Raw genomic sequence first — 14,910 nt, 5'->3', positions numbered from 1 at the left:
CGAACAGGCCGTCTGTCTTCCCCCGACGGCTGGGCCGTGAAGGGGGGCGGGCACTGGATGAGCCGTGTTTTCGGCGACCCCGTGAACGTGTGGGTGGACGAGACCGGCCGGCCGACCAGGTTCATCTGGCGGGAGCAGCTCCATCCGGTGCGGCGGGTGCTGGAGCACTGGGTGGCCACTCGCGACTGGTGGCGGCGGCGCGATCCCGACGCCGACGACCATGGCGAGCGGGAGTTCTGGCGGGTCGAGGCGTCCGCCGGTGACTCGATCATGATCTGCGAGCTGCGTTTCGACGCGGCCACCCGCAGTTGGCTGCTCTCCCGGGTGTGGGACTGAGCCTCACCGGATGACGGTGGGGTGCTCGATCTGCAGGCGGGTGATGTGGAAGACGGTCGCCATGCAGAGCGCGGCGGCCAGCGCCTGCATCGCGGCGGCGGCGATCCCGATCTGCACGCTGAAGCGGGCCGAGGCGAGGCTGTCGAACCCGACCGAGGGGAACAGCCGGGTCAGGAAGATCGCGGCCAGCAGGGTCAGCCACCAGGCCGCCACAACCATGCCGGCCGCGTGCCGATCGGCCGTGCGCAGCCGTCCGCTGCTGACCCACACGTCGTGGACCAGCCGGGGCGGCACCCACAGGTTGGCGATCGGGCAGAACCAGCCGGCGACCACCCAGCTCCGGCGGTGCCGGCGGGGTCCCGACGCATGTGCGTGCGCCCGCCACAGCCAGGCCAGGTAGAGCACCCCGGTGACGGCGGCGAGCGCGCCGGAGATCGTGAAGACCTCGCCGTAGGGGGCCAGCACCCGGCCGGCCACCACCGGGTCGAAGGTGTCCCGGGTGATGTGGTCGAGCGGCCGGACCAGCCGCAGCATGCCGATCGCGGTGCCCAGCGAGACGAAGGCGTTGAACCCGAGCATCATGAAGACGGCCACACCGACGGCGCGGAAATCGCGCCGTCTGGCCCACGCGCCACACGCGGGACAGCGGGTGACCTGGGTGGGGATGATGTCGCCGCAGAGCGTACAAGGCATGGCCGACCTCCGGGACTTTACCGTCCGTATCACCGGATACTACGTACTCTTTGGCGATGCCATGGACGTGCAGGTCAGAACAGTAGCCGGAGCGTCGCGTACGTCATTGTGACGGTAACGCCGAGCCAGGCGGCGAGCAGCCCGCCCGCGCCGCCCGCCGGGTCGAGCAGCCGGGCGGGGCGCAACCGGGTCAGCGCGGCCAGCGCCCACCAGCCGGCGGTGGCCGTGGCGATGCCGTACAGCAGGCCCTGGCCCAGCGACGCGCAGAACAGCACCAGCCCGGGCGGGGTCAGGGCATGCACGGTCAGCGCGGCCTTGCGCCGCGTTCCGGCAGGCCAGCGCCACAACCCGGCCGCGACCACCACCCAGCCGGCCACCGCGCAGAGCCACAGCGTGGTCGGGACGAGGGCCGGCGACAGCGCGCTCACCCGGCCGCCCGGCGGGCGGCGATCGGGCCGAACATCAACCATCTCCCCGAGATCGCGGCATCGGTGTCCCTACCGCCACCATCTTCCCAATCTCGGCGGGGTATTCCGTCCCGGGCAGGCGGCTCAGCCGTGGACGGCGTCGCGGATGGCGCGCAGCGTGGGCTCGTCGCGGACACCGGCGATCAGCAGGGTGGTGACCGGGCTGTCGCGCCAGAGCGCGACCCGCTCCTTGATCCGCTCGATCGGGCCGAGCAGCGAGATCGAGTCGGCCAGCTCGTCGGGCACGGCCTTGATCGCCTCGTTCCGCCGTCCGGACAGGAACAGTTCCTGCACCCGGGCGGCCTCCTCGGCGTACCCGAGCCGTCCGATCAGGTCGAGGTGGAAGTTGCGGTCCTTGGCGCCCATCCCGCCGATGTAGAACGCCAGCGGGATCTTCGCGAGCTCCAGCGCGCCGGCCAGGTCGTCGGTGACGATCGTCGTCACCGTGGCGGCGATCTCGAAGCCCTCAGGCCGGCCGGCCAGAGACGCGCCGAACAGCGGCTCGATCTGCTCCGGATCGACGAAGAGCGGCAGCCAGCCGGCCGCGAGTTCCGCGGTCATGGCGATGTTCTTCGGCCCCTCGGCCCCCAGGTAGACGGGGATGTCCGGGCGGACGGGATGCGCGATCGAGCGCAGTGGCTTGCCCAGCCCGGTGCCGCCCGGGTACGGCAGCGGGTAGTGCGGCCCGGGGGAGGTCACCGGAGCCTCGCGCCGCCACACCTGGCGGACGATGTCGAGGTACTCGCGGGTACGGGCGAGTGGCTGCGGGAACGGCACGCCGTACCAGCCTTCCACCACCTGCGGGCCGGAGACGCCCAGCCCGAGGATCACCCGCCCGCCCGACAGCGCGTCCAGGGTGAGCGCGTGCATCGCGGTGGCGACCGGGGTGCGGGCCGAGATCTGCACCACGGCGGTGCCCAGCTTGATGGTCGAGGTGCGGGCGGCGTACCAGGTCAGCGTGGTGAAGGCGTCGGAGCCATAGGCCTCGGCGGTGAAGACCGAGTCGTACCCCAGCCGCTCGGCGGCCAGCACGGTCTCGGTCTGGTCGTCGGGGTCTCGCTGCCAGTAGCCGACGTTGATGCCCAGCTTCAGCTCTTCGGTGGCCGTCATGGCCGCGCCCCCTCGGGTCGGTCGATGGGGGCAATAGTAGAACGAGTTCTAGTTTTTGGGGAGGGCCGGGCCCGGAGGTCCGGGCCCGGCCGGCAGGCTTCAGCCCCTGAGGGAGCCGACGAACGCGCGCCACTCGGCGCCCGTGAACAGCAGGACCGCGCCGTGCGGGTCCTTGGAGTCGCGGACCGCGCGCGGTCCGGAGGGGAGGGCGGCGACCTCGACGCACTGGTCACCGCTGCCGCTACGGGAGGACTTGCGCCAGGCGGCGCCGGCTATTTCGCGTGGTAGATCGATCACTACGAGTTACTCCTCGGCCGCCTCGGAGATGAGGCGGATGGAATCTGCGGGGGACAGGGCCGAACCGGCGATGCGGTCGAACCGCTCCCTATGTTGCCCTGTTTCCGACGCACTTTCGAGGTAAACGTCGCCCATAGTGCCCTCTACGTAGGCGATATCGGGGTCGGCGGGGTCCGGATACGACAAAATCGTGAACCTACCGTCGAGTCCGGCATGAGCGCCCGCCTCGTACGGCAGTACCTGGATCGTGACCCGGGGCCGCCGGGCGGCCTTGTTCAGCGCCCGCAACTGGGCGCCCATCACGGCGGGCCCGCCGATCGGGCGCCGCAGCACCGCCTCGTCGAGCACCACGTGCAGATGCGGGGCGTTGGTCCGGTCGAGCAGCGCCTGGCGGGCCTTGCGCGCGGCGATCCGGCGATCGACGTCGGCCGTGGTGGGCAGCATCCGGCCGGTGCCGATCACCGCCCGGGAGTAATCCTCGGTCTGCAGCAGGCCGTGGATCAGCAGGGCGTCCCAGGTGCGGATCTCGGACGCCTCGTCCTCCAGCGCGACGTAGCTGCCGGTGAACACGTCGACGTAGGCGGTCCACCAGCCGCGCTGCCCGGCCTGGCGGGCCAGCGCGATCAGGGCGTCCCGCTCGGGGCTGGGCACGCCGTACAGGTCGAGCATGTCGGCCACGTCGCCGTGGCGGGGACGGGTCTGCCCGGTCTCCAGCCGGGACACCGTCGCGCGGGACCAGCCGAGCCGGTCGGCGACGTCCTGCAGGGTCAGGCTCTTCTCCTCGCGCAGCCTGCGCAACTCTCGCGCCAGCCGGCGGCCTCGTACGGTGGGCCGGTAGGTCATGGGCACAGTCTGCTTGCGCCGATCACCACCGCACAACGAGAACGGCGACTCCGGTCAGGCCAATCTGGCCAAGAGAGTTGCAGGAGCGCAATTCTCGCGCCAGGCTGTCTCGTACTCGCTCGGGGACGCAGAGTGATCATGCGGGTAGTAGGTGACCGTGGAGGGACCCCGTGGTAGCGCCATCAGAGATCAGCGACCCGCACAGACGCACGGACCCGGACGGCCTCGTCCGGGTCCTCCCCACCGACGCCACCTGCGCCCGGGTGGCCCGGGCGCAGGTGGCCGAGACGCTCCGCGAGCTGGGCTTACCGCCTGAGACGGTGGCCGACGTCCAGCTCATGGCGAGCGAACTGGCCACCAACGCCCACCGGCACGCCGCCGGGTACGGGCCGCCCGAGCTCTGGCTGACCGGCGGCGACGGCGAACTGCTGTGCGGTGTCTTCGACGGCCACACCGAGTGCGTCCTGCCCGGCTACTCGTGGACCTCGGGCGACCACGGCCGGGGGCTCGACGTCGTCGCCACCCTGGCGGAGGGGCGCTGGGGCAGGCGGCCGGCGCGCTCCCGGCGGTGTGGCCGGCCGGGCAAGCTCGTCTGGTTCGCGGTCCCGGTGCCGCCCGCGGTCGCCGAGCGGCTGGGCGACCGCGCCGAGCGCGCCGCCGGCTTCTGAACGGCGCTCAGCCCCGGCGTTCGAGCGCCGGCGCGATGTCCTGGATCATGGTCAGCAGCGACCGGGCGAGCAGCGTGTGCACCTGGTCGCGTTGGAGCGTTCCCTGCTGGAGCCACTCGCGGGTGGCGGCCTCGGCCAGGCCGGAGTAGACGCGCAGCACCGCCCGCAGGACGTCGGTCGGCCCGGGCGGCCGCAGCACCACGAGCATCTGCTCGACGGTGCGGTCATGGGTGCGGTCGACGATCCGCCGCAGTTCGGGGTCCTGGCCGAAGCCCTCGGCGTCCAGGGCGGCGAACCAGGTCGTGGCGTTGGACTCGGCCGCGTCCAGGAACAGGTCCACGCAGAGGTCCACCAGTTCCGGCAGCGGGCGCTCCCCGGCGGGCGGCGCGGCGCGGGCCGCGATGTTCGTCACGTCCTCGGTGAGCCGCCGGACGACCTCCAGGAACAGCTCGCGCTTGGCGCCGAAGTAGTAGTGGATCAGGCCGCGGCGGACGCCCGCCTCGGCCGCGATCGCCGTCGTGGAGACCTTGGCATAGGGCAGCTCGGTGAACATCCGCCGGGCGACCGCGAGGATCTGCCCCCGGCGCTCGTCCCGGGCGAGCCGGCGGTACCGAGGCCGTGCTTGCACCATTTTCCCAGCTTAGTGCGACCACGGGTTGGGCGCTGCCGGGCGGTATGCCATTCTTGGCGGGCGACGGACGCGGAGGAATCCGGTGCGAATCCGGGGCTGTCCCGCAACTGTGACCAGGGAGCCCTGCCCCATCACGAGCCACGGCGGAGCCGCCGGAAGGCCGGGGCAGGGCAGCGATCTGGGAGCCAGGAGACTCCGGCCGTCGGACCTGGCCGCCACGGGCGTGGACACCCGAGGAAAGGATCTTGAGGCATGCCGCCGAGCGCATCCGGAGCGGGGGAGGGCTACCCCTTCTCCGCCGTCGTGGGGATGGACGACCTCAAGCTCGCCCTGCTGATCAACGCCGTCTCCCCCGGGGTGGGCGGCGTCCTCGTCCGGGGCGAGAAGGGCACCGCCAAGTCGACCGTGGTGCGCGCGCTGGCCCGGCTGCTGCCGCCGGTCGAGGTCGTGCCGGGCTGCCGGTTCGCCTGCGACCCCGCCGACCCCGACCCCGGCTGCCCCGACGGGCCGCACGGCGCCGGGACGGACGTCCGGCCCGCCCGGCTGGTCGAGCTGCCGGTCGGCGCCTCCGAGGACCGGCTCACCGGTTCCCTCGACATCGAACGGGCGCTGACCGAGGGCGTCCGGGCCTTCGAACCGGGCCTGCTCGCCGCCGCGCACCGCGGGGCGCTGTACGTGGACGAGGTCAACCTGCTGCACGACCACCTGGTCGACCTGCTGCTGGACGCCGCCGCGATGGGCCGTTCGTACGTGGAGCGCGAGGGGGTCTCGGTCCGGCACGCGGCCCGGTTCCTGCTGGTCGGCACCATGAACCCCGAGGAAGGCGAGCTGCGCCCGCAACTGCTGGACCGGTTCGGGCTGACCGTCGAGGTCGCGGCCACCCGCGACCCCGCCGAGCGCGCCGAGGTGGTCCGCCGCCGGCTGCGCTTCGACGCCGACCCCGCCGGCTTCGCCGCGCGGTGGGCCCCCGCCGAGGCGGAACTGGCCGGCCGGATCGCCGCCGCCCGCGACCGGCTGTCCGAGGTGGCGCTGACCGACGCCGCGCTGCGGCAGATCACCGCCGTCTGCGCCGCGTTCGAGGTGGACGGGCTGCGCGCCGACCTGGTCACCGCGCGGGCGGCGATCGCGCTGGCCGCCTGGTACGGCCGGACCGAGGTGACCGCCGAGGACGTGCGCACGGCGGTCCGGCTGGCGCTGCCGCACCGCCGCCGCCGCGACCCCTTCGACGCCCCCGGCCTCGACGAGCGGAAACTCGACGACGTGCTGGCCGAGCACACCGACCCCGAACCCCCGGACGACCCGGGCTCCGGCGGCCCCGACTCCGGCGGCTCCGGCCCCGACGGCCCGGGTTCCGGCGGTCCCGCCCCCGAGGATCCCGGCGAGGGCGTGACCGTGCCCGCCCCGGCGGAGCCCCCGCCCGGCGCCGGGGAGGACGCCCCGGCCCGGAGCGAAGCGCCCGCCGGCGAGCAGGAGGCGGTGGCGCCCGCCGACGCGACGTACCGGCCCCGGCTGTTCACCGTCCCGGGGCTGGGCAGCGGGGCACCCGGCCGCCGCTCCCGGGCGCGCACCGCGCACGGGCGGGTCGCCGGCGCCCGCCCCGGCGCCCGGGGGATCCACCTCGCCGCCACCCTGCGCGCCGCGGCCCCGCACCAGCGGACCCGGGGGCGCGGCGGCCCCGGGCTGGTGATCGCGCCCGGCGACCTGCGCGAGCCGGTCCGCGACGGGCGCGAGGGGAACCTGGTGCTGTTCCTGGTCGACGCCAGCGGCTCGATGGCCGCCCGGCGCCGGATGCAGGCGGTGAAGGGCGCGGTGCTGAGCCTGCTGCTGGACGCCTACCAGCGGCGCGACAAGATCGGGCTGATCACTTTCCGGGGGACGTCCGCCGAACTGGCGCTGCCACCGACGTCCTCGGTGGAGGCCGGTGCCCGCCGGCTGCGCGAACTGCCCACCGGCGGCCGGACCCCGCTGACCGCGGGGCTGCTGCGGGCCGCCGAGGTGCTGCGCGTCGAGCGGCTGCGCGACCCGGCCCGCCGCCCGCTGCTGGTCGTGGTCACCGACGGCCGGGCCACCCACGGCCCCGACCCGCTGCTCGCCGCCGGGGCGCTGGCCGGGATCGCGAGCGTGGTGGTCGACTGCGAGTCCGGCCCGGTCCGGCTGGGCCTGGCGGCCCGGCTGGCGGAGCGGCTGGGCGGCGAGTCGCTGCGCCTGGAGGAACTGGCGGCCGACGCGCTCGCGGGCCTGGCCCGCGAGCGGCGGGTCGCGTGAGGGAGAGGATCCGCTGATGCCGCAGGGGAAGCCGGAGTACGTTCCGGAGGACGGGTTGACCACGCGCCAGCGCCGCAACCGGCCGCTGGTGGTCGTGCACACCGGGCCCGGCAAGGGCAAGTCCACCGCCGCGTTCGGGATGGCGCTGCGCGCCTGGAACCAGGGCTGGCCGGTCGGGGTGTTCCAGTTCGTCAAGTCCGCCAAGTGGCGGATCGGCGAGGAGCAGGCGCTCCGGGTGCTGGGGGAGTCCGGCGCGGGCGGCCCGGTGGCCTGGCACAAGATGGGCGAGGGCTGGTCGTGGATCCAGCGCCCCGGCACCGCCGAGGACCATGCCGAGGACGCCCGCGAGGGCTGGGCGCAGATCAAGCGCGACCTGGCCGCGCAGACCTACCGGTTCTACGTGCTGGACGAGTTCACCTACCCGATGAAGTGGGGCTGGATCGACGTCGCCGAGGTGATCGAGGTGCTGCGCGACCGGCCCGGCGCGCAGCACGTGGTGATCACCGGCCGGGACGCCGCCCCGGAACTGCTGGAGTTCGCCGACCTCGTCACCGAGATGACCAAGGTCCGGCACCCGATGGATCAGGGGCAGAAGGGCCAGAAGGGCATCGAATGGTGACCGGATGGTGAGGGTGCCCCGGCTGGTCGTCGCCGCCCCGGCCTCCGGCGCGGGCAAGACGACCGTCGCCACCGGGCTGATGGCCGCGCTGGCCGCCCGTGGCCTGGCCGTGTCCCCGCACAAGGTGGGGCCCGACTACATCGACCCCGGGTACCACGCGCTGGCCACCGGCCGGCCCGGCCGCAACCTCGACCCGTTCCTGACCTCGACCGACCTGCTCGCGCCGCTGCTGGCGCACGGCGCGGCGGGCGCCGACGTCGCCGTGATCGAGGGGGTGATGGGGCTGTACGACGGGGCCGGCCTGGACGATTTCGCCTCCACCGCGCACGTCGCCCGGCTGCTGGGCGCCCCCGTGGTGCTGGTCGTCGACGCCGCCGCGGCGGGCCGGTCGGTGGCCGCCACCGTGCACGGCTTCCGCACGTTCGGGGACGTCCGCATCGGCGGGGTGATCCTCAACCGGATCGGCTCCGACCGGCACGAGGAGATCTGCCGCACCGCGGTGGAGGAGCTGTCCGTGCCGGTGCTCGGGGCGCTGCGGCGGGACACGGGCGTGGACACCCCCTCCCGGCACCTGGGTCTGATCCCGGCCGCCGAGCGCCGCGCCGACGCGGTGGCGGCGGTCGCCCGGCTGGGCGAGCTGGTCGCCGCGGGCTGCGACCTGGACGCGCTGCTCGCCCTGGCCCGCACCGCGGAGCCCCGCCCGGCCGTCCCCTGGAGCCCGGCCGGGGCGCTCACCGCCGAGCCGGTCCCCGGCCGGCCGGTGGTGGCGGTGGCCGGCGGGGCCGCGTTCACCTTCGGGTACGCCGAGAACGAGGAGCTGCTGGCCGCGGCCGGGGCCGAGGTGGTGCGGTTCGACCCGCTGCGCGACGAGTCGCTGCCCGAGGGCACCGCGGGGCTGGTGATCGGCGGCGGGTTCCCGGAGATGTACGCGGCGGGGCTGTCGGCCAACGCGCCGCTGCGCGCCGAGGTCGCCGCCGCCGCGCGGCGCGGGCTGCCGGTGTACGCCGAGTGCGCCGGGCTGCTCTACCTGGCCCGGGAACTCGACGGCGCCCCCATGTGCGGGGTGATCGACGCCACGGCGGCGATGACGCCGCGACTGTCGCTGGGGTACCGGGCGGCCGTGGCGGTCGCCGACTCGGTGGCGGCCCGCGCGGGCGAGCGGGTGCACGGCCACGAGTTCCACCGCACCGCGGTCGAGCCCGGCCACGGCACCGTACCGGCCTGGCAGTGGACGCCGGCCGGCCCGGAGGGTTTCGCCTCGGCGTCGTTCCTGGCGTCGTATCTGCACCTGCACTGGGCCGGCGCCCCGTCCGTCCCCGGCCGCCTGGTCGCGGCCGCCGCGGCGTCGCTCGCCCAGGGCCCGCGTCGGTGAGCTCGCCGGCCGGGGCGGTTCCGGGACGGGCTGGTGGAGAGTGGCCATCCGCAGGACACTCCCTGTGTGGTCGCCTACCAGTGCTCCCGGCCCGACGTGCCGGCCCTCGAGTGCGTTCCCGGGCGACACCGGCGAGGAGCACTGCCGGGGAAGCACGCCTTGGCGCCGGCCGCCGGCGGCACCCGCTCGCGCCTTCGCCACCCGGGCGCTTCCACGGCTGCCGGCACCCGCTCGCGCCCCTGCCGCCCGGGCAGTTCCGCGGTTTGCGGCGCGCCGACCGCACGCCCCGCCGGTGACTCCGGGAGGCTCATCGCCCACGAATCCCCGAAAGAGGCGGACATGAGCGAGGAACCCGAGCAGCCGCGTACCGGCCGGACCGCGGAACCCCCCGAGTCCCGCCGGCCCGGCGGCGTCGAGCAGGCCGTCTCGGCGTCGGCCGCACAGGGCGAACGGACCCTGGTGCTGTACACCGGCGGGCCCACCGGGAAGGGCGCCAGGAAGATGCTGCCCAAGCTGCCCGAGGTGTGCTTCGTGGCGGTGGGCGACTCCACCGGGGCGGCGCTGCGGCGGGCGGTCGAGCACGGAATACCCCAGGTGATCTTCGTGGGGACGGCCGACGACCTGACCGGACTCGCCGCCGGGGCGTTGGTCTCCACCGAACCGCTGGGCGAGATCACCGCCGAGATGGGTGGCTCCCCGGAACTGGCCGCCGAGGTCGGTGCCGCCGGCACCGTCCGGCACGCCTACGAGCTGTGGGAGGCGGCCGGGCTGCTCGGTCCGTGCGGCCGGGAGCTGTGCCGCCGGGCCGCGGGCGTGCTGGAGCGCTTCGCCGCCGGGGAGACCGCGGCCGACCCCGCCCTCGCCGCCGCGCCGGGCGGGCCCCTGGCCGTCCAGGTCGTGCTGGTCGACTTCACCGGCGGGCGCATGGTCGGCATGTACGGGCGGCTGGCACGATGATCACCGTGGTGGGGTATGACGGCGGGCCGCCCCCGGAGGTGGCGCTGGAGCGGCTGGCCGCGGCCGATCTGGTGGTGGGCGGGGCCCGGCACCTCGCCGCGCTGCCGCCCCCCGGGTCCGCCCGCACCGTCGTGCCGGGCGATGTGGACGCGGCGCTGGAGGAGATCGACGCCGCCGCCCGGGAGGGCAACACGGTGGTGCTGGCCGGCGGCGACCCCGGGTTCTTCGGCATCGTCCGGGCACTGCGTGCGCGCGGCCACCGACCCGAGGTGATCCCGGCGGTCTCCGCGGTGGCCGCGGGGTTCGCCCGGGCCGGGCTGCCCTGGGACGACGCGCTGGTGGTGTCGGCACACGGCGGGGAGCTGCGCCGGGCGGTCAACGCCTGCCGCGCGCACCCCAAGGTGGCGGTGCTGACCGCACTTGGCGCGGGCCCCGCCGAGCTGGCCCGGGCGCTGTTCCCTCAGCACCCCCGCGCGTTCGTGGTCTGCGAGGACCTGGGCGGCCCTGCCGAGCGGGTCGTCCACTGCCGCCCGGCCGAGGCCACCACCCGGCCCTGGCGCGACCCCGACGTGGTGCTCGTGCTCGACTCCACCGCCCCGCCCGCCGGGCGGGGCTGGCTCGCCGGGGCCCGGCCGGGCCCGGCCGGCTGGGCGCTGCCCGAGGACGCCTTCGAGCATCGCCACCCGGTGGTCACCAGGGCCGAGGTGCGGGCGTTCGCGCTGGCCCGGCTGGGCCCCCGGCTCGGCGACCTGGTCTGGGACGTGGGCGCGGGCAGCGGCTCGGTCGCGATCGAGTGCGCCCGGTTCGGGGCCGCCGCCATCGCGGTCGAGCGGGACGAGGAGTCGTGCGAGCGGATCCGCCGCAACGTCAGGGCGCACGGCGTGAAGGTCGCGGTGTCGCGGGGCATCGCCCCGGCGGTGCTCGACCACCTGCCCGACCCGGACGCGGTCTTCGTCGGCGCCGGCGGGATCGAGGTGGTCGAGGCCTGCGCCGCCCGGGCGCTGCGGGCGGTGGTCGTCGAGCTCGCCCCGGTCGAACGCGTCCGCCCCGCCCTGGAGGCGCTGCGCGCGGCGGGCTTCACCGCCGGCGCGGTCCAGCTCCAGGCGGCCCGGCTGTCCCCGCTCCCCGGTGACGTGCACCGCCTGGCCGCGATGGATCCGGTCTTCGTCGTCTGGGGGGTGCGGCCCGGGCCGGAGCGTCCCCCGGTGCCCCCGCCGGCCCCGTCCCGTCCCGCCGCCATCGCCGAGCTGCCCGAGGAGAACGCGTGACCGCCCGCGGTGCCAGAGCGGGCGAGGCGCCCCGGGGCGGGCGCGGCGGGCCGGTCCGCCGGCCACCGTCCCTGGTGGTCGGGGTCGGGGCGGTGCGCGGGGTCACGGCGGCCGAGGTCGGCGCGCTGATCGACGCGGCGCTGGCCGGCGCCGGGCTGGCCGCCGCGTCCGTGCGGTGCCTGGCCACGATCGACCGCAAGGCCGCCGAGGAGGGCATCCTGGCCGTGGCCCGGGCGCGCGGGCTGCCGGTGGAGACCCGGCCCGCGGCGGTGCTGGCCGGGGTCCGGGTGCCCAATCCGGCGGAGACGGTGCGAGCGGAGACCGGCACGCCGAGCGTGGCGGAGGCGGCGGCGCTGCACGTGGCGCGGTCGCTCGGCCGGTCCGCCGAACTGGTCGTGCCCAAGCGCGCGTCGGCGAACGCCACCGTCGCCGTCGCCCGGCTCGCCGAACGTACAGAGATCTGCCCGGCCGACGCCATCGAGGAGCTCTCATGACCGCTCGCCGCCCGCACCCGATCGAGGTGCGCTCGTACCAGATACTGCGGCAGCGGGTGGACCTGTCTCCGATGCCGCCGCTGTGGCGGGCGGTCGCCGAGCGGGTGATCCACGCCACCGCCGACCTGGACTACGCGGTGGACCTCGTCACCGACGAGGCCCATCTGGAGCGGGGGCTGGCCGCGCTGCACGCCGGCGTGCCCATCGTCACCGATGTCGTGATGGTCGCCGCCGGCATCACCGCCCGGGACGCGATCTGCCAGGTCGACGTTCCCGCCGCGGCCCGGCTGGCCAGGGCCGCCGGCATCACCCGGTCCGCCGCCGGGGTGCGCCTGGCGTACGCCGAGGTGGGGCCGGGCGCGGTCTGGGTGGTGGGCTGCGCGCCGACCGCGCTGGAGGAACTGATCCGCCGGGACGTCCGGCCCGCCCTGGTGATCGGGCTGCCGGTCGGCTTCGTGGGCGCGGTCGAGTCCAAGGCCGCGCTGCGGGCCAGCGGCCTGCCCCAGCTCAGCAACGTGTCGGAAAAGGGCGGCTCCACCGTCGCGGCGGCCGCCGTCAACGCCCTGCTCTACTACGACTTCGGCCGCCGAAGGGGGAGCATATGAGGACCGATTCGCCGCCGCGGGCCGGCCGCGGTTTTACCGGCCCGGACACCGAGGTGCACGAGGTCGCCCGGCCGTTCCGGAAGGGGTACGGGCATGTCGGGCACTGAGCACGACCTGCGGCACCACGGCGATGCCGAGGTGGGCGGAGGGCTGGCCGACTTCGCGGTGAACGTGCGGACCGGTACCCCGCCGCCGTGGCTGGCCGACCGGCTGCGCGCGTCCGTCGCCGACCTCGCCGGCTACCCCGACCAGACCGCCGCGCGGGCGGCGGTGGCCCGGCGGCACGCCCGCCCACCCGAGGAGGTCCTGCTCACCGCGGGCGCGGCGGAGGCGTTCGTGCTGCTCGCCCGGGTGCTCGAACCGCGCCATGCCGTGGTTGTCCACCCCCAGTTCACCGAACCGGAGGCCGCGCTGCGCTCGGCCGGGCACCCGGTCGGTCGCACGGTGCTCGGCGGCGACTTCACGCTCGACCCGGCGCTGGTGCCCGACGCCGCCGACCTGGTGATGGTCGGCAACCCGACCAACCCCACCTCGGTGCTGCACCCGGCGGAGACGATCACCGCGCTGTGCCGGCCAGGCCGCACGGTCGTGGTCGACGAGGCGTTCATGGACTGCGTGCCGGGCGAGCCCGAGAGCCTGGCCGCCGACCGGCGTCCCGGGCTGGTGGTGCTGCGCAGCCTCACCAAGACCTGGGGCCTGGCCGGGCTGCGGGCGGGCTACGTCCTGGCCGGGCCGGACCTCGTCGCGGCGCTGGCCGAGGCCCAGCCGCTCTGGGCGGTGTCCACCCCCGCCCTGGTGGCGATGGAGGCGTGCAGCGACCCCGCCGCGGTGGCCGAGGCGGAGGCGTGGGCCCGGGAACTGGCCCCCGAGCGCGCCCGGCTGGCCGCCGCGCTGGCCGACCGCGGCCTGCACGTGGTGCCCGGGGCGCGGGCCTCCTTCCTGTGTGTGCGCGCCGCCGACGGCATCGGGCTGCGCGGGGCCCTGCGCGAGCGCGGATACGCCGTGCGGCGCGGCGACACCTTCCCCGGACTGGGACCCGGCTGGTTGCGGATCGCGGTCCGCGACAAGGCCATGAACGACGCGCTACTGGAGGCACTGGATGAGCTCGGACCCCATGAGTGACCTGATCGAACGTACCGTCGCCGCCGTCCCCCGGCCCGACGAGGCCGCGATGCGCGACGCCCGCGCCCACCAGGACCGGCTGACCAAGCCGCGGGGCGCGCTGGGCGCGCTGGAGGACGTGTCGGTGCGGCTGGCCGGGCTGGCCGGGACGTGCCCACCCCCGCTGCCCGCCCCCGCCGCGGTGGCGATCTTCGCCGCCGACCACGGCGTGCACGCCCAGGGGGTGAGCCCGTGGCCACAAGAGGTCACCGCGCAGATGGTGGCCAACTTCGCGGTCGGGGGAGCGGTGGCGAACGCCTTCGCCAGGCAGGTCGGCGCCGAGGTCGTCGTGGTGGACGTGGGCGTGGCCGCCGACCTCCCCGCCGCGCCCGGCCTGCTGGACCGCAAGGTGGCCCGCGGCACCGCCGACCTCTCCCAGGGCCCGGCGATGACCGCCGAACAGGTCCGGCGGGCCGTCGCCGCGGGCATCGAGGTGGCCGGGGGACTGGCCGACGCCGGCCACCGCTGCCTGATCACCGGGGACATGGGGATCGCCAACACCACCGCCTCGGCCGCGCTGATCGCCGCCTTCACCGGGCTGCCCGCCGAGCGGGTCACCGGCCGCGGCACCGGAATCGACGACACCGTGCACGCCCGCAAGATCGAGGTCGTCCGCACGGCCCTCGCCCGGCACGGCCTGCCCGGCGGGGACCCGCTGGACGTGCTGGCCGCGGTCGGCGGGCTGGAGCACGCGGCGCTGGCCGGGTTCATCCTGGGCGCCGCGGCGCGCCGGGTGCCCGTGCTGCTCGACGGGGTGATCGCCGGAGCGGCCGCGCTGGCCGCCGCCGCGCTCTGCCCGGACGTGGTGGCCGCCTGTGTCGCTGGTCACCGTTCCGTCGAGCCGGGTCACGCCGCTACCGTGGAACACCTGGGACTTCGTCCCCTGGTCGATCTTGAGCTGCGGCTCGGTGAGGGCACCGGCGCCCTGCTCGCCCTGCCGCTGGTACAGAGTTCGGTCCGGGTGCTGCACGAGGTCGCCACGTTCGACTCCGCCGGTGTCAGCGACAAAGAATCACGCTCGGCTATCGACTGAAGCCGAGCACTCTCCATGTCCACCCGATCCCGAGTACCTTTGGTCCGCGAACGCTCATGCCCGCCACACCGCATCCTGATCGAGAGAACAC

At 75.4% G+C, this 14,910-nt stretch carries 17 protein-coding genes and 1 riboswitch; of the genes, 11 read left to right on the top strand and 6 right to left on the bottom strand.

What is annotated here, in order from left to right; translation table 11 throughout:
• Positions 1-57 precede the first annotated feature (57 nt).
• Positions 58-336: a DUF6504 family protein gene (locus tag DPM19_RS28115; protein ID WP_111871074.1), complete on the top strand. Its 279-nt coding sequence runs from the start codon at positions 58-60 to the stop codon at positions 334-336.
• A gap of 3 nt (positions 337-339) precedes the next feature.
• Here DPM19_RS28115 and DPM19_RS28110 read toward each other — a convergent pair whose 3' ends face one another.
• From DPM19_RS28110 to DPM19_RS28090, 5 genes are all read right to left on the bottom strand, one after another.
• The gene (locus DPM19_RS28110) at positions 340-1,029 is read right to left on the bottom strand and encodes a DUF4328 domain-containing protein (RefSeq protein WP_111871073.1); all 690 of its coding nucleotides are present in this window, start codon (positions 1,027-1,029) and stop codon (positions 340-342) included.
• A gap of 74 nt (positions 1,030-1,103) precedes the next feature.
• Complete coding sequence (locus DPM19_RS28105) at positions 1,104-1,499, bottom strand: hypothetical protein (RefSeq protein WP_146779016.1); 396 nt, start codon at positions 1,497-1,499, stop codon at positions 1,104-1,106.
• 81 nt (positions 1,500-1,580) lie between these two features.
• On the bottom strand, positions 1,581-2,606 hold the full coding sequence (locus DPM19_RS28100) for an LLM class F420-dependent oxidoreductase (protein ID WP_111871071.1): 1,026 nt from the start codon (positions 2,604-2,606) through the stop codon (positions 1,581-1,583).
• Positions 2,607-2,705: 99 nt separating this feature from the next.
• Complete coding sequence (locus tag DPM19_RS28095) at positions 2,706-2,903, bottom strand: DUF397 domain-containing protein (RefSeq protein WP_111871070.1); 198 nt, start codon at positions 2,901-2,903, stop codon at positions 2,706-2,708.
• Between the two features lie 6 nt (positions 2,904-2,909).
• Positions 2,910-3,746: a helix-turn-helix domain-containing protein gene (locus DPM19_RS28090; RefSeq protein ID WP_111871069.1), complete on the bottom strand. Its 837-nt coding sequence runs from the start codon at positions 3,744-3,746 to the stop codon at positions 2,910-2,912.
• Positions 3,747-3,916: 170 nt separating this feature from the next.
• Between DPM19_RS28090 and DPM19_RS28085 the strand changes: the two genes are divergently transcribed.
• Positions 3,917-4,414 carry an ATP-binding protein gene (locus tag DPM19_RS28085; RefSeq protein ID WP_111871068.1) on the top strand — a complete coding sequence of 166 codons (498 nt, stop codon included), beginning with the start codon at positions 3,917-3,919 and terminating at the stop codon, positions 4,412-4,414.
• Between the two features lie 7 nt (positions 4,415-4,421).
• Here the strand turns inward: DPM19_RS28085 and DPM19_RS28080 are convergent, their stop codons facing one another.
• A complete protein-coding gene (locus DPM19_RS28080; RefSeq protein WP_111871067.1) occupies positions 4,422-5,045 on the bottom strand; it encodes a TetR/AcrR family transcriptional regulator in 624 nt (207 codons plus the stop codon).
• A gap of 72 nt (positions 5,046-5,117) precedes the next feature.
• Positions 5,118-5,241, top strand: a riboswitch (cobalamin riboswitch).
• A gap of 56 nt (positions 5,242-5,297) precedes the next feature.
• Between DPM19_RS28080 and DPM19_RS28075 the strand changes: the two genes are divergently transcribed.
• The 9 genes from DPM19_RS28075 (at position 5,298) to cobT (ending at position 14,819) form a co-directional block, all read left to right on the top strand.
• The gene (locus tag DPM19_RS28075) at positions 5,298-7,310 is read left to right on the top strand and encodes a putative cobaltochelatase (RefSeq protein WP_111871066.1); all 2,013 of its coding nucleotides are present in this window, start codon (positions 5,298-5,300) and stop codon (positions 7,308-7,310) included.
• A 16-nt stretch (positions 7,311-7,326) separates the two neighbouring features.
• A complete protein-coding gene (cobO, locus tag DPM19_RS28070; RefSeq protein ID WP_111871065.1) occupies positions 7,327-7,929 on the top strand; it encodes a cob(I)yrinic acid a,c-diamide adenosyltransferase in 603 nt (200 codons plus the stop codon).
• Positions 7,930-7,933: 4 nt separating this feature from the next.
• Positions 7,934-9,301 carry a cobyrinate a,c-diamide synthase gene (locus tag DPM19_RS28065; protein WP_199485325.1) on the top strand — a complete coding sequence of 456 codons (1,368 nt, stop codon included), beginning with the start codon at positions 7,934-7,936 and terminating at the stop codon, positions 9,299-9,301.
• A 339-nt stretch (positions 9,302-9,640) separates the two neighbouring features.
• Positions 9,641-10,258: a cobalt-precorrin-5B (C(1))-methyltransferase gene (locus DPM19_RS28060; RefSeq protein WP_111871064.1), complete on the top strand. Its 618-nt coding sequence runs from the start codon at positions 9,641-9,643 to the stop codon at positions 10,256-10,258.
• Positions 10,255-11,526 carry a precorrin-6y C5,15-methyltransferase (decarboxylating) subunit CbiE gene (gene cbiE, locus DPM19_RS28055; RefSeq protein WP_111871063.1) on the top strand — a complete coding sequence of 424 codons (1,272 nt, stop codon included), beginning with the start codon at positions 10,255-10,257 and terminating at the stop codon, positions 11,524-11,526. The genes DPM19_RS28060 and cbiE overlap by 4 nt, the downstream gene beginning before the upstream one ends.
• Positions 11,523-12,020 carry a cobalamin biosynthesis protein gene (locus DPM19_RS28050; protein ID WP_233510829.1) on the top strand — a complete coding sequence of 166 codons (498 nt, stop codon included), beginning with the start codon at positions 11,523-11,525 and terminating at the stop codon, positions 12,018-12,020. Before cbiE ends, DPM19_RS28050 begins: the two co-directional genes overlap by 4 nt.
• The gene (locus DPM19_RS28045) at positions 12,017-12,625 is read left to right on the top strand and encodes a precorrin-8X methylmutase (RefSeq protein WP_111871061.1); all 609 of its coding nucleotides are present in this window, start codon (positions 12,017-12,019) and stop codon (positions 12,623-12,625) included. The genes DPM19_RS28050 and DPM19_RS28045 overlap by 4 nt, the downstream gene beginning before the upstream one ends.
• Positions 12,626-12,718: 93 nt before the next feature.
• Positions 12,719-13,747 (top strand): Rv2231c family pyridoxal phosphate-dependent protein CobC, encoded by a 1,029-nt coding sequence (gene cobC, locus DPM19_RS28040; RefSeq protein ID WP_111871060.1) that lies wholly within the window; start codon positions 12,719-12,721, stop codon positions 13,745-13,747.
• Positions 13,740-14,819: a nicotinate-nucleotide--dimethylbenzimidazole phosphoribosyltransferase gene (gene cobT, locus DPM19_RS28035; protein WP_233510828.1), complete on the top strand. Its 1,080-nt coding sequence runs from the start codon at positions 13,740-13,742 to the stop codon at positions 14,817-14,819. Before cobC ends, cobT begins: the two co-directional genes overlap by 8 nt.
• Positions 14,820-14,910 lie beyond the last annotated feature (91 nt).

It is taken from the genome of Actinomadura craniellae (assembly GCF_003289645.1).
GTDB classification, from domain to species: Bacteria; Actinomycetota; Actinomycetes; order Streptosporangiales; family Streptosporangiaceae; genus Actinomadura_D; species Actinomadura_D craniellae.
The sequence above is the reverse complement of the archived record's forward strand: the minus strand, read 5'-3'. Positions and strand labels throughout refer to the sequence as shown.

Bases quoted from the DNA above. Each gene is read 5' to 3' on its own strand.
- DPM19_RS28115 (WP_111871074.1), top strand. From the start codon at position 58: ATGAGCCGTGTTTTCGGCGACCCCGTGAACGTGTGGGTGGACGAGACC.
- DPM19_RS28110 (WP_111871073.1), bottom strand. From the start codon at position 1,029: ATGCCTTGTACGCTCTGCGGCGACATCATCCCCACCCAGGTCACCCGC.
- DPM19_RS28105 (WP_146779016.1), bottom strand. From the start codon at position 1,499: ATGGTTGATGTTCGGCCCGATCGCCGCCCGCCGGGCGGCCGGGTGAGC.
- DPM19_RS28100 (WP_111871071.1), bottom strand. From the start codon at position 2,606: ATGACGGCCACCGAAGAGCTGAAGCTGGGCATCAACGTCGGCTACTGG.
- DPM19_RS28090 (WP_111871069.1), bottom strand. From the start codon at position 3,746: ATGACCTACCGGCCCACCGTACGAGGCCGCCGGCTGGCGCGAGAGTTG.
- DPM19_RS28080 (WP_111871067.1), bottom strand. From the start codon at position 5,045: ATGGTGCAAGCACGGCCTCGGTACCGCCGGCTCGCCCGGGACGAGCGC.
- DPM19_RS28075 (WP_111871066.1), top strand. From the start codon at position 5,298: ATGCCGCCGAGCGCATCCGGAGCGGGGGAGGGCTACCCCTTCTCCGCC.
- cobO (WP_111871065.1), top strand. From the start codon at position 7,327: ATGCCGCAGGGGAAGCCGGAGTACGTTCCGGAGGACGGGTTGACCACG.
- DPM19_RS28065 (WP_199485325.1), top strand. From the start codon at position 7,934: ATGGTGAGGGTGCCCCGGCTGGTCGTCGCCGCCCCGGCCTCCGGCGCG.
- DPM19_RS28060 (WP_111871064.1), top strand. From the start codon at position 9,641: ATGAGCGAGGAACCCGAGCAGCCGCGTACCGGCCGGACCGCGGAACCC.
- cbiE (WP_111871063.1), top strand. From the start codon at position 10,255: ATGATCACCGTGGTGGGGTATGACGGCGGGCCGCCCCCGGAGGTGGCG.
- DPM19_RS28045 (WP_111871061.1), top strand. From the start codon at position 12,017: ATGACCGCTCGCCGCCCGCACCCGATCGAGGTGCGCTCGTACCAGATA.
- cobC (WP_111871060.1), top strand. From the start codon at position 12,719: ATGTCGGGCACTGAGCACGACCTGCGGCACCACGGCGATGCCGAGGTG.
- cobT (WP_233510828.1), top strand. From the start codon at position 13,740: ATGAGTGACCTGATCGAACGTACCGTCGCCGCCGTCCCCCGGCCCGAC.